At 57.9% G+C, this 12,704-nt stretch carries 11 protein-coding genes and 1 tRNA gene; 9 read left to right on the top strand and 3 right to left on the bottom strand.

Annotation, left to right across the window (positions count from 1 at the left end; translation table 11 throughout):
- Positions 1-149: 149 nt before the first annotated feature.
- The 5 genes from BUQ90_RS16320 (at position 150) to BUQ90_RS16300 (ending at position 4,439) form a co-directional block, all read left to right on the top strand.
- Positions 150-476: a TIGR02300 family protein gene (locus BUQ90_RS16320; protein WP_074206153.1), complete on the top strand. Its 327-nt coding sequence runs from the start codon at positions 150-152 to the stop codon at positions 474-476.
- Positions 477-543: 67 nt separating this feature from the next.
- A tRNA-Ala gene (locus BUQ90_RS16315) sits at positions 544-619 on the top strand.
- Between the two features lie 123 nt (positions 620-742).
- Entirely contained in the window at positions 743-1,927 is a 1,185-nt protein-coding gene (locus tag BUQ90_RS16310; RefSeq protein ID WP_074206152.1) for a BaiN/RdsA family NAD(P)/FAD-dependent oxidoreductase, read from the top strand.
- Positions 1,928-2,004: 77 nt separating this feature from the next.
- Positions 2,005-3,963, top strand: a complete 1,959-nt coding sequence (locus BUQ90_RS16305; RefSeq protein WP_084192823.1) for a DEAD/DEAH box helicase — start codon at positions 2,005-2,007, stop codon at positions 3,961-3,963.
- Between the two features lie 8 nt (positions 3,964-3,971).
- Positions 3,972-4,439 carry a YaiI/YqxD family protein gene (locus tag BUQ90_RS16300; RefSeq protein ID WP_074206151.1) on the top strand — a complete coding sequence of 156 codons (468 nt, stop codon included), beginning with the start codon at positions 3,972-3,974 and terminating at the stop codon, positions 4,437-4,439.
- A gap of 12 nt (positions 4,440-4,451) precedes the next feature.
- Here BUQ90_RS16300 and BUQ90_RS16295 read toward each other — a convergent pair whose 3' ends face one another.
- Positions 4,452-6,389: a proprotein convertase P-domain-containing protein gene (locus BUQ90_RS16295; protein ID WP_159437123.1), complete on the bottom strand. Its 1,938-nt coding sequence runs from the start codon at positions 6,387-6,389 to the stop codon at positions 4,452-4,454.
- Positions 6,390-6,557: 168 nt separating this feature from the next.
- On the bottom strand, positions 6,558-7,331 hold the full coding sequence (locus BUQ90_RS16290) for a 16S rRNA (uracil(1498)-N(3))-methyltransferase (RefSeq protein WP_074206150.1): 774 nt from the start codon (positions 7,329-7,331) through the stop codon (positions 6,558-6,560).
- Between the two features lie 109 nt (positions 7,332-7,440).
- Between BUQ90_RS16290 and ubiA the strand changes: the two genes are divergently transcribed.
- The 4 genes from ubiA to BUQ90_RS16270 all read left to right on the top strand — a co-directional run bounded on the left by ubiA (position 7,441) and on the right by BUQ90_RS16270 (position 11,598).
- Positions 7,441-8,355, top strand: coding sequence for a 4-hydroxybenzoate octaprenyltransferase (ubiA, locus tag BUQ90_RS16285; RefSeq protein ID WP_074206506.1), 915 nt, complete (start codon positions 7,441-7,443; stop codon positions 8,353-8,355).
- Between the two features lie 93 nt (positions 8,356-8,448).
- Positions 8,449-9,465, top strand: a complete 1,017-nt coding sequence (locus BUQ90_RS16280; RefSeq protein WP_074206149.1) for an aldo/keto reductase — start codon at positions 8,449-8,451, stop codon at positions 9,463-9,465.
- A 32-nt stretch (positions 9,466-9,497) separates the two neighbouring features.
- Positions 9,498-10,433, top strand: a complete 936-nt coding sequence (locus tag BUQ90_RS16275; protein WP_074206148.1) for an NAD(P)H-dependent flavin oxidoreductase — start codon at positions 9,498-9,500, stop codon at positions 10,431-10,433.
- Between the two features lie 28 nt (positions 10,434-10,461).
- Positions 10,462-11,598, top strand: a complete 1,137-nt coding sequence (locus BUQ90_RS16270) for an MDR/zinc-dependent alcohol dehydrogenase-like family protein (protein ID WP_074206147.1) — start codon at positions 10,462-10,464, stop codon at positions 11,596-11,598.
- A 441-nt stretch (positions 11,599-12,039) separates the two neighbouring features.
- On the opposite strand, the gene BUQ90_RS16260 is transcribed toward BUQ90_RS16270, so the two are convergent.
- Positions 12,040-12,663 (bottom strand): pyridoxamine 5'-phosphate oxidase family protein, encoded by a 624-nt coding sequence (locus BUQ90_RS16260; protein WP_074206145.1) that lies wholly within the window; start codon positions 12,661-12,663, stop codon positions 12,040-12,042.
- Positions 12,664-12,704: the final 41 nt, after the last annotated feature.

Raw genomic sequence — 12,704 nt, 5'->3', positions numbered from 1 at the left:
AAGCACAATTGATTCGTGCCCTTATGTGAAACGGCTTTTGACAGCGCGACCAAGCTATGGCAAGGCGCGCCCCGATTGGATGAACGATTCATTTTTGACAGAGTCGGGCATCACCAGGAAACCTGACAAACAAGGATTTGGAACCAGCCATGGTCAAACCAGAATGGGGCACGAAACGTACATGCCCGAAATGCGGAACACGCTTTTATGATCTCGGCAAGGAAGATCCCGTGTCCTGCATTGAATGCGGTGAAAATTGGACCCCGGAGCCGGGCCTGAAGTCCAAGCAGCCGATGCCGTTTGAAGAAGCGCCGAAGAAAGACGCGAAAAAAGAAGAAGATACGATCGACGATGATGATCTGGACATCAACATCGACGATGATGAGCCGTCTCCGGATAATGAAGTCGACCTCGGTGGTGACGATGACCTCGGCGTCAGCAAGGGCAAGGGCGACGACGAAGACGACGAAACGTAATTTTGATACGGCAGGCCCTGTTAGGGCTTGCAAAAGGCGGCGCATCTGCATTAAAGGCGCCGCTAACGGGGCCTTAGCTCAGCTGGGAGAGCGCTTCGCTGGCAGCGAAGAGGTCAGGAGTTCGATCCTCCTAGGCTCCACCAATTTTCTGGAACAGAACCGATCTTAGTGATCGGCGCCCTGAAAATTCCCGCAGCGCAAGCAAGGGCCTGGAACGGGCCATCTTCTCAAATTCCGTTTCTGATATTTGTGAATTGGCCCTTCCCATGACAAAACCTGTAACCGCCTATGACGCAATCATCCTCGGCGCCGGAGGCGCGGGGCTGATGTGCGCGGCCATTGCCGGGCAGCGCGGCAAAAATATTTTGGTCATCGATCATGCTGCGGAGCCCGGGAAAAAAATCCTCATCTCCGGCGGCGGGCGCTGTAATTTCACGAATATTCACACGGCGCCGGATCGTTTTCTGTCCGAAAACCGGCATTTCGCGAAATCGGCGCTGAGCCGATATACCGCCACCGACTTTGTTGATCTCGTCAACCGGCACAATATTGCATGGCATGAGAAAACCCTTGGCCAGTTGTTTTGCGACGGTTCGGCGAAACAGATTGTCGCCATGCTGCTCGCGGAATGTCCGGAGAACCATGTCAAACTGTCACTTGGGATGCCGATTTCCGATGTGAGCCACGCAGATGGCGAATATTGTGTGACATGTGGCGATCGTACGGCGAAGGCCTCGTCTCTGGTCATAGCAACCGGCGGGCCATCCATTCCCAAAATGGGTGCGACGGGATTCGCCTATGAACTGGGCCGGAAGTTCGGTTTGAAAATCGTAGAACCGCGTCCGGCGCTGGTGCCACTGACACTTGGCGGGGAAGAAACGCTGTTCCGGTCATTGTCCGGAGTTTCCGCGCCGGTCATCGCCAGCTGCGGCAAGACGGCGTTCCGGGAAGCCGCATTGTTCACCCACAAGGGCCTTTCGGGTCCTGCGATTTTGCAGATATCTTCCTACTGGCAACACGGGTTGCCAGTAACGGTCAACTTCCTGCCTGATCGGGCGATCGGCTGGCTGGTGGACCTCAAACGCGCACAGCCGCGGATGCAGCTTAAAAAAGCGATTGCAGAATGTCTGCCTGCACGCTTGTCCGAAACCCTGATCGATCGGATTGCGCTCACCGGGGATCTGGGAAACCTGGCCGATCGCAAGCTGGAGGATGCGGCACGACGCCTGGCCGACTGGCGGTTCATGCCCAATGGTACCGAAGGCTTTGCCAAGGCCGAAGTCACCGCAGGCGGCATCAGTACCGCCGGTCTCTCGTCGAAAAATATGGAAGCTAGGCAGATGCCCGGACTCTATGCTATCGGCGAGGCCGTTGATGTCACCGGCTGGCTTGGTGGCTATAATTTTCAATGGGCCTGGGCAAGCGGTTACGCGGCGGCACAAGCTCTGTAATCATACGACAATCCTTTCAAACCACCGGTGACTGGCATTCCCGGTGTGCTTTCAACTTTGCCGCTGACGGAATTTTCATGTCATTCAATACAGTTTCCCCGCTTCTCGCCGAAGCCCTTAGCGAGCGCGAATATGACCAGCCGACAGCGGTGCAGGCGGCCGTTCTGGAACCGGAAACGGAAGGGCGTGATCTGATCGTTTCGGCTCAGACCGGATCCGGAAAAACGGTAGCGTTCGGTCTTGCGATGGCGCCACAGTTGCTCGAAGACAGCGGCCGGTTCCCGTTCCTCGTTGAACCGTTGGCACTGGTCATTGCACCCACCCGTGAACTGGCTCTGCAGGTCAGCCGGGAACTGAGCTGGCTCTATGCCAAGGCGGGGGCGCAGATCGCCACCTGTGTCGGCGGCATGGATGCTTCGAAGGAGCGGCGGACGCTGCGGCGCGGCGCGCACGTGATTGTCGGGACCCCAGGGCGTCTACGCGACCATCTGGAACGCGGGGCGCTGGACTTGAGCAAGCTCAGGGCGGTCGTCCTCGATGAAGCGGACGAAATGCTCGACATGGGTTTCCGGGAGGATCTGGAAGAAATCCTCGACGCAACGGGCGAAGAGCGCCGCACGCTGCTATTCTCGGCCACCATGCCCAGGCCGATTGTCGCGCTGGCGAAGCGCTACCAGACGGATGCCTTGCGGATATCCACCGTGGGTGAAGATCGCGGGCACGGAGATATTGCCTATCAGGCGGTGGCAGTCGCGCCGTCCGATACGGAAAATGCGGTGGTCAACCTGCTCCGTTTTCATGAAGCGGAATCGGCAATGTTGTTCTGCGCGACGCGGGAAAGCGTGCGCCGTTTGCACGCCAGTCTGGTGGATCGCGGGTTCAGCGCCGTCGCCTTGTCGGGCGAACATACGCAAAGCGAGCGAAATCAGGCGATGCAGGCACTGCGTGACAAGCGAGCGCGGGTATGCGTCGCCACCGACGTTGCGGCGCGCGGGATTGATCTGCCGACCCTGTCGCTGGTTATCCATGTCGAGATCCCGCGGGACGCCGAAACCCTGCAACATCGCTCGGGTCGGACTGGCCGGGCGGGCAAGAAGGGCACGGCGGTTCTTGTCGTGCCTTTCCAGCGCCGGAAGCGGGTCGAATCGATGTTGCGCGGGGCAAAGATCAGTGCGGAATGGAAAGACGCACCGTCGCGTGCGGACATCCGGAAAAACGATGCCGAACGCCTGATCGAAATGCTGCGTCAGCCGGTTGAAATTGACGAGGATGATCGCGAGCTGGCGACCCGGCTCATGGCCGAAAAGACGCCAGAGGATATCGCCGCCATGCTGGTCCAGTCCCACCGCGCAAAACTGCCGGCGCCGGAGCAGATGCTCGACCGGGGCGCTCAGTCAAAGCCGGCACCGGGTGGTCCGCGTCCCGGATTTGAGGATACTGTCTGGTTCAAGATGGATGTCGGTCACAATCAGCGGGCGGACGCGCGCTGGATCCTGCCTGTCCTTTGTCGGCGTGGACATATCACCAAAAACGAAATCGGGGCCATTCGCATCAACGGCAATGATACACTGTTCGAAATTCCCCGGGCGGTGGAAGGCAAGTTCACCAAGGCCATTGCGCAAAAACGGGATGGCGGTGATGACACGGATGACATTGTGATCACCCGGTTCGAAGGCACACCACGCGATGCGGCGAAGCGGAACCGCAAGGGACGCCGGGACAATGCCGGCGGCGGCCGGGACTACAGCAATGCCAGCAAGAAATTCGGAGGCAAGAAATTCGGCAAGCGCAAGCGCGCGGAAAGCAAGGCTGGCGGCAAAGACTTTGACGGCAAATCTAATGCGGGGAAAAAGAGAGGCGGACCCGGCAAGCCTGAGGCGCGGCAGAAATATGCCAATGAAGGAGCCTCTGACGGTTCCGGTTCGGGAAAAAATACCGGTGATCGAAAAAAGGGAGCAAAAGGTCCGTTTGGCGGAAAAAAGAAGAAACCTCATCGCGGCAAGCGGCCTTTTGAAGGCAAACCGCGCAGAGACTGAGGAGCGAAGTGACGGAACCTGTCCAGATTTTGGTTGATGCGGATGCCTGCCCGGTAAAGGAAGAAATCTACCGGGTCGCCTATCGTCACGAAATACCCGTACTCATAGTCAGCAACAGCCATTTCCGGATCCCGCAGCATCCACTGGTGAGCCGTGTGGTGGTCAGCGATGCGTTTGACGCCGCTGATGACCTTATTGCGGAGCAGGCAGGCGCCGGTTCAGTCGTCATCACCAGCGATATCCTGCTCGCCGAGCGTTGCCTGAAGGCGGGTTCTCTGGTGCTGGCACCCAATGGCAAGCCGTTCACCATCGATTCCATCGGAGCGGCAGTGGCAACTCGCGCGATCATGAATGATCTGCGCGCCGGCATGGGGACAGAGAATATTGGAGGGCCGCCGCCCTTTGGCAAACAGGACCGGTCGCGATTTTTGTCAGCGCTGGATGAAATTCTCGTCCGGCTCAAGCGAGCCGGCTAACCGGTTCCTGACTTAATCAACCGTCACCCGGAACGTCAGGGCGGTACTGGCTGATGGTCCGAGAGAAGCGATATTGGCGGTTAGAACAGTGCCAATGACGGAAGCCGTGACCCCGTCGCTTTCGGCGCCATCACTGGCATCATCATCTTCGGGCGTTCCCGCAGCGTTGCAATTGGTCCCGCTCTGCATCGATCCGGCAGTATAGGTGTAGTTGCCCACCAGATTGTCGGTCGCAACGATGTCTGTCGCGGTCGCGCTGCCGCTGTTGCTGATCAGGATGCAATATTGCACGATGGCTCCGGGGATGGATTTGGGAATAGATGTGCCATCAACGATACTGACCGGATCACTGATCACGCTGCTGATCTTGGTCACGCTGAATGTGGTGTCGGGCTGGCAATAGTTCATGTCATGGATGTTCATGAACTGGTTGCCGGGATTAACCGGGGCCGTGGTATGATTGCCATAAACAATCGTGACCGTGTCGACGGGGGCCAGGAATGTAACCACCACGTTTCCGTCCGGATCCGGGCCGTCAGAACCGACATCTCCGATCGCGGTGTTACCGATCACATAGTTGGCGGTCCCGTTGGTCAGCGTGGGAATCACCGTTGTGCCATTGAACGTGCCCGTCACGGTGACCTTGTCCGCCCATTGTCCGGCGCCGAAATCCACGTCGAACAAAGTGAATTGCAGGCCGGGAACTGCGGTGGGCAGTGTGAGCACGGTCGTTGACGTGTCGGAACGGGTATTGTTGTTCATGTTGAGGAAAAGGGATTGTTCCGTCGCCCCCTGTCCGCCTGTATTGGTCGAGTTGATCGCCGGAGAACCGGTGACGAAAGCCACATCGGTGGTGATCGCGTAATTCGTGACCCCGATCCCGGCCACTGTGAAATTGTTGTTGGTAGATCCTGTTGTCCAGGCCTTGCCGTTCCAGTCGAACAGGATCTGGTTGGCCGGCGAACAGATTGTCGACAGGCTCGGCGGTGTGCCAGCGATGCGTGTGCCAGCAACCGTAAAGCTGGCATCATCATAATCATCCTCGCCCGTTGCGCCGTTGCCAGGCGTGGAGTCGAGGTCAAATATCGACGAGACTGTCACTTCCGCGGCATTGGTGACCGTTGCCCCCGAAGTGGCCGTCACATTCGCGACGATATTGAGCGTTGCACTGCCTCCCGGAGCCAGCGTGCCGACTGACCAGTTGCCAGTCCCGCTATTATAAGCCCCTCCGCCGGTATCGCTGACATAGGTAACACCCAGCGGAAGCTGATCATTGACGACGATGCCGGTGGCGGTCGAGGGGGAACTGGAGGCGTTGGTCACAGTGATGGTGTAGGTAACATTGTTGCCGTTATTCGGGCTGCTGTCGTTGACCGTTTTGTTGACAGACAGATCGGCAAATGGCGGCGTGTCGGTCAGAAACAGGTCGGCGCGAAGGAAATTGCCGTCATCTTCCGACGGGAAGATATCGCAGATTTCCAGCCGCCATGTCCCGGTACTATTCTCACCGTTAAATGCAGAGAGTGCATTATCGGGAATGAAATTATTTTCGTAGAGTGGCAGCCCGGTGTTGTGATTGCCGGTTGCGGGATCTGTATTGACCAGCTGGGTTCCGCCGTCATTCAGGCGAACATCAAAATTGTCGCCGGAATCCCCGCCACTGCCATTTACCACCCGGACCCTGGTGCCTAGCGGAGATTCCAGCGTGATCCGCATGTCGCCGCGCCAGCTATGGGTAGCGATGACACCGATATCGACGTCCGAAACCGTGAAATTGTCCGGCACCGAAAAATTCTGAACAAGCGGACTGCTACAGATCTGGGATCCGGTGATATCGTCGGCGACGCCGGGATCCGTGATCGTATATTGGGTGGTGGTTTGCGCCTGTGCAATCGCCGGAAAAAGCGCGAGCGTGATCAGGCCCAGCAACAGTTGCGCCAGGTATCTCACACAGGATTGTGCGCCGGATCTGGTCCATCCGCTATCACATGTCCCCACAAACATGGTTCACCGGTAGGGGAATAGACTGAATATTTGGTAAAAAAATCGCTGCCCAAACGCACTTAATGAAATTTTACAATTTCCGAAATCTGCTGATTTTCCGGGCCGCTCCCGCGTTTACCCGGTGGGAGGACCATTCCAGTCTCCGCGACCGGCCATCCACAGACTGATCGCGGCAACCGCTGCCGTGTCGGCACGCAATATTCGCGGTCCCAGCGAAACCGGCACGGTCTGGGAAAGGGCCCGGATCGCAGCATTTTCCGCATCGGAAAACCCGCCTTCCGGACCGATGAGAATGGCCGCGGGTCCTTCATGGGCTACAAGTGCCTTGCGAAAGCTGCCTTCCCCGCTCTCGAAAATCCGTTCATCCGCGAAGAACAGGTGCCTGTCCGCTGGCCAGGCCTTCAACAATGCGTCGAGTTTTGTCGTTTCCTCGAGCTCCGGCAGCGATGTCCTTTCGCACTGCTCGGCGGCCTCGATCATGTGCGCGCGCAGCTTCTCCGGCTTGCCCATCGGGTTCTGCGTCCGCTCTGTCTGCACCGGGATCATCCTTGCAACACCGAGTTCGGTGGCCTTTTCGGCAATCCAGGCGAACCGGTCCTTTTTGATCGGTGCCGCACAAAGCCACAGATCGGGCACCTGTTCGCGAGGACGGGTCAGCCCGTCAACAAGAAGGATGAGGTCCCGCTTTCCCAATGTCGTCACATGCGCCAGATATTCGCCGGAGCGGTCGTCAAACAGCTTGACTGGCTGGCCCTCGCGAATCCGCATGACCTTGAGGAGATAATGTGCATGGCTGCCATCCAGCCTGACTTCTGCACCATCGGTCAGTTCCACATCAACAAACAGGCGTGGTGCGCTGCGCGGCGGATAAGCGGGTGTGGCAGGCATGGGGTCGGTTTTCTCCCGGAGTGCAGGAATTGCTGTCGGATTATGGACGCTCTGGACGCTTAATCAAGTTCCGCATGACGAAAAAAACGGACTGGCTTATAGGGGAGCGATGTCCAGTGAATCACAGATCGTTCCGGATACGGAAAATACCGGCCTGATCGGCCTGTTGCCATCCGCGGCCCGACCCTATGCGTTGCTCGCCCGACTGGACCGGCCGATCGGCTGGTGGCTGCTATTCTGGCCCTGTGCCTGGGGCGTGGCGCTGGCAGGTGGAGCGATCCAGCGCTGGGACCTCCTTCTCTGGTTGCTGCTCGGTTCCGTGGCGATGCGGGGAGCAGGTTGCGTCTATAATGACATTGTGGATCGCGATCTGGACCGCAAGGTGGAGCGTACCCGAAGCCGACCGCTGGCCAGCGGAGTGGTTTCTTTGCGGTCGGCCTGGATCTGGCTTCTCCTGCTGTGCCTGGCGGGACTTGTCGTCTGGTTTCAGATCAATCTGACCGCCAAGATCGTTGCGCTCTGCAGTTTGGCGCTTGTTGCTGCCTATCCTTTTATGAAACGTATCACCTGGTGGCCGCAGCTCTGGCTTGGTCTGGTGTTCAGCTGGGGCGCGCTGGTCGGCTGGTTAGCCATTGCGCCGGACGGGAGTCTGGCCATGCTCCTGCTCTATGGCGGCACCATTTTCTGGGTGATCGGCTATGACACGATCTACGCGTTGCAGGATCGTGAAGATGATGCGCTGGTCGGTATCAAGTCTAGCGCGCTGCGGTTGGGGGACAATGTGCGACCGGGTGTCCTGGGCTTTTATCTGCTCGCACTTGCCGGATGGGTGGGCGCTTTCTGGATGGTGCGGCCAGATTATCTGGCGCTTGCCGCGCTGATCCCGCTGGCCTGTCACCTGCTGTGGCAGGTCGGCACGCTCAAAAGCAGTGACGGCGACGATGCGCTGAACAAGTTCCGGTCGAACCGGTTCGCCGGTTTTCTGATGTTTCTCGCCTGTCTGGTGGTGGGGCAGGCCGGATAGCTCTGACTGTCTCAATCCGGTGATTTAAAGCCTTGCAACTTGCACGGATTCTGGCATCTTTAATCATCTGATTAAACCTCCCGGAGTCTTGGCATGAAGCAACGCCGTTTGGGCAAGAGCCCCATCTATGTGTCCGAAATCTGTATGGGCACGATGACTTTTGGCAGTGCGGCGGACGAAGCCATGTCCCGGAAAATCCTCGACCAGTCGCTCGATGCCGGGATCAACTTTTTCGATACGGCAGAAAATTACCCGGTACCGCCGAAACCGGAATGGGCAGGGGATACCGAAAAGATTTTCGGGCGCTGGCTCAAGGACAAGGACCGCGACAGCATCATTGTCGCAACAAAGGTCTCGGGCCCCAGCCATGGCTGGATCCGGTCGTCGCAGCGGGCGGGCATGACGGCGATGGACCGGCACAATATTGTCCGTGCTCTGGATGCGAGCCTGAAGCGGCTCGGTACGGACTATATCGACCTGTATCAGACCCACTGGCCGGACCATGGTACTGCCTATGACGAAACCATGGAAGTGCTCGACGAGCAGATCCGGGCGGGAAAGATCCGCGCGATCGGCTGTTCCAACGAAACCAGCTGGGGTCTGATGAAATCGCTGGAAGCCTCCGAGCGTCTTGGGGTAGCGCGCTATTGCACCATCCAGAATAATTTCAGCATGAACAACCGGCGGTTCGAGGACGAACTTGCTCAGGTGTGCGAGAAAGAAGGGGTGAGCCTGATACCCTATTCCCCGCTAGCGGGAGGTGCGCTGTCGGGCAAATATAATGATGGCGCGACCCCGGAGGGCGCGAGATTCTCCAGTTATTTGAAAATGGGTGGCCGGCAGAAGAAAATGGCGGAACGTTTCGTCAATCCGAAGAGCGAGGAATCGACCAAGCGCTATATGGAGATTGCAGCGGAGCTGGGCGTCTCACCGGTCACATTGGCGACGGCCTGGTCGAAACAGCATGATTTTGTCGCGTCCACCATCGTCGGTGCGACCCATAGCGACCAGCTGCCCGACATTTTTGCCGCCGCAGATCTGGAACTCGACAAGGATATGATGAAACGGATCTACAAGATCAGCCGCGAGATCATGTATCCAATGGGCTGACGGTCCGGACACAATTGAGGGAAAACAAAAGCATGAACCGATTTCTGCAACATACGGGCGCGAAATATCCGATTGTCCAGGCCCCGATGGGCTGGATCGCGCGTTCGCAATTGGCGTCCGCCGTCTGCAATGCCGGAGGAATGGGCATCATCGAGACCTCTTCCGGAGAGACGGAGAATTGTCTCGCGGAAATCGAAAAGATGAAGGATCTGACCGAGGCGCCATTTGGTGTGAATCTGCCAATCATGTTTCTCAAGGATCCCGGCCTTTTGCAGCATATTTGCGACAGCGGGGTGAAATTTGTCACGACCTCTGCGGGCAGCCCCCGCAAATTTATCGGGCCGTTGAAGGAAGCCGGGATCACGGTGTATCATGCCGTCCCCACTGTGGATGCCGCCATGAACTGCGTAGATGCCGGGGTGGACGGTCTGGTCGTGGAAGGCGCGGAAGGCGGAGGTTTCAAGAATCCCGAAGAAGTTTCGACTCTTGTCCTGTTGCAGGCGATCCGCAAGCAGACCGATATTCCGATGGTCGCGGCAGGTGGGATTGCCGATGGCAAGGGCATGGCAGCGGCCTTTGCGCTGGGTGCGGAAGCGATCCAGATGGGTACGCGCTTTGTATCGAGCGCGGAAAGCCCGGTACACATGAATTACAAGCAGGCAATTCTGGATGCCAAGGAAACCGGCACCTATGTGCTGAACAAGAAAGCCACGCCCTGCATTCGCGCGCTGAAAACCGAGCGGACCGCGAAAATCCATGAAGATGGCTTAATGCCGCCAGATACGTTCAAGGGCATATTGGATGTCTATTTCGGCGGGGACATGGAAGCGGCTGTTGGTTTGGCCGGACAGTCTTCCGGTTTGATTGACGAGGTAAAAACTGCCAGACAGATTATTGACGAAACGGTGGAAGAGTTTTTCGCCATTACCGAACGTATGGGCGCCCTGAACGCCGCAAAGACATTCTGAAATCAGCATATTAAAAGAGGAACATCTGATGAGCATCGACAACGCCAAACAACTTTTCACCACCGTAACCGACGACGGCAAGCTGGTGCTTTCAATTGAGCCCTATGATGTGCCGGAGCCGGCTGACCACGAGGTGGTTGTCGAGATGGAAGCCGTGCCAATCAATCCGTCCGATCTCGGCCTGCTGACCGCACCCGCCCAGATGGATACGGTGCGCAGCGAGACGGTCGACGGTCACCCGGCGCTGGTTGCGGATATCGATCCGGCGATGATGCGCATTTTCGCCGGTCGCAAGGGCAAGAAGCTGCCGGCAGGAAACGAAGGCGCAGGCAAGGTGGTGGCTGCCGGAGCCTCTGACGCGGCACAGGCACTACTTGGCAAGACCGTCACCATCGTTGGCGGAGAAATGTATCGCACCCACCGCGTAATGCCCGCGATGATGTGTGTGCCGCTCCCGGAAGGCGCGCCGGCGAAAGAAGGCGCCAGCCTGTTCGTCAATCCGATGACCGCGCAGGGTTTCGTCAACACGATGCGCTCCGAAGGTCATGAGGCGCTGGTCCACACCGCGGCCGCCTCTAATCTCGGCCAGATGCTCGCGAAGCTGTGCCTGAAGGAAAATATTCCGCTGGTCGCCATTGTGCGGAGCGATGCGCAGAAGAAAATCCTGACAGATATCGGTCTGCCGGAGGGACATGTGCTGGATTCATCAAAGGACGACTTCATGCCGAAGCTTGTCGATGCTTTGGCCGAAACCGGTGCGACGCTGGGCTTTGATGCCATTGGCGGTGGCAAAATGGCCAATTACATCCTCACCGCCATGGAACAGGCTGCGGCCAAGCGCGGCGCGGAATTCAGTGTCTATGGCTCCACCGTCAACAAGCAGGTCTATATCTATGGACGTCTCGATACCGGCGACACGATTCTCGGCGCGGGTTACGGTCTCTACTGGGGTGTCGGCGGCTGGCTGCTGACCCCGCATCTCGAAGAGGTTGGCATGGAACGCATGATGGAAATGCGGATGTATACGGTCGAGGAACGCAATGGCATTTTCCACAGCGACTATTCCAGTGAAATCAGCCTGATGGACATGATCGATCCCGAAACCGCCAAGGCCTATGAGAAGAAAGCGACGGGCGAGAAAGTGCTGGTGAATCCGACACTGTAAAGGGTCGGTATGTTTCGGCACTGGTTGTCAAGGGAGTGGAGCGCAATTGCCATCGTGGCGATGATTGTAGCGGCTCTGGTCTATTCGTACGGGATCGAACAAAGAGCAGAAATGGGCCCCTTCACGGCAACTGAAGCCACTATAGTGAGTTTCGGATCATCGGCTGGGTACAGTGCCCGGGGCGCTGACAACATGGTGGTCATGGTCAAAACCGGGGAAGGAGTGATCATGCGTACCCGCGTACCAATTGTACTGCTCCGACAGTGTCGGGTTGGGGATTCAGTTGAAGCGGAATCGAATGGGCATGTGATTAAAATCGACCCGCAATCCTGTCGGCACTAGCGTGATTTAGCGGACATCGTCATCCTGAACTTGGTTCAGGATCCATGGCTGGGCTAGATGGATGCTGAAATGAATTCAGCATGACGGCTAGGGTTGCGCTCACGCATCGCCTTGCAGTCGCGCTTTCAGCGCTTCATTCTCGGCTGTCAGCCGCGCGATCTCGTCCTGCAGCGGTTTGGCGGCCTGGTCGACCATGTCTTTGGTGTAGCGCGGAATGATATGTTGCGGGCAGTTCCAGTCATAGGCTTCGAGTGAAATTGTCATGACCCGCTCGGGCTGGCCGGCATAGTCGCGGTCGACGATGCGGCGGGTCAGGTCCGGGTCCGCATCCAGCGCATGCGCCTGGACATGGCCGAGCAGCTTGAGGCGCTTGCGCCGGGGATAGTCGACCATGAACAGCGCAACGCGGTCATCGGCGCGGGTGTTGCCGAGACTGATGTACTGCCGGTTGCCGCGAAAATCCGCAAAGCCGAGCGTCTGATCATCGAGGATCTTCAAAAATCCCGCCGGGCCGCCGCGATGCTGCAGATAGGGCCAGCCATTTTCCGAAACGCTGGCCATGTAAAAGCTGTCGCGTGCAGCAATGAAAGCGGCGGCTTTGTCGTCAAAACGGTCAAACAGGCGCTCGCCGGCAAAATCTTCCCACTGGTCCCGGGCGCCATTGTCGGCCTGCGCCTGTTTCACCGCATCGGTGGTCAGCATGTCGAGAAATTTATAGGTCATGGCTTGGATCTCCTGCCCCCGGTTCGCGCCGGAGCGGGGAC

Origin of the sequence: Parasphingorhabdus marina DSM 22363, assembly GCF_900128895.1 — a bacterium.
Lineage (GTDB): Bacteria > Pseudomonadota > Alphaproteobacteria > Sphingomonadales > Sphingomonadaceae > Parasphingorhabdus > Parasphingorhabdus marina.
Note: the sequence above shows the minus strand (reverse complement) of the source record. Positions and strands in the feature narration are given on the sequence as shown.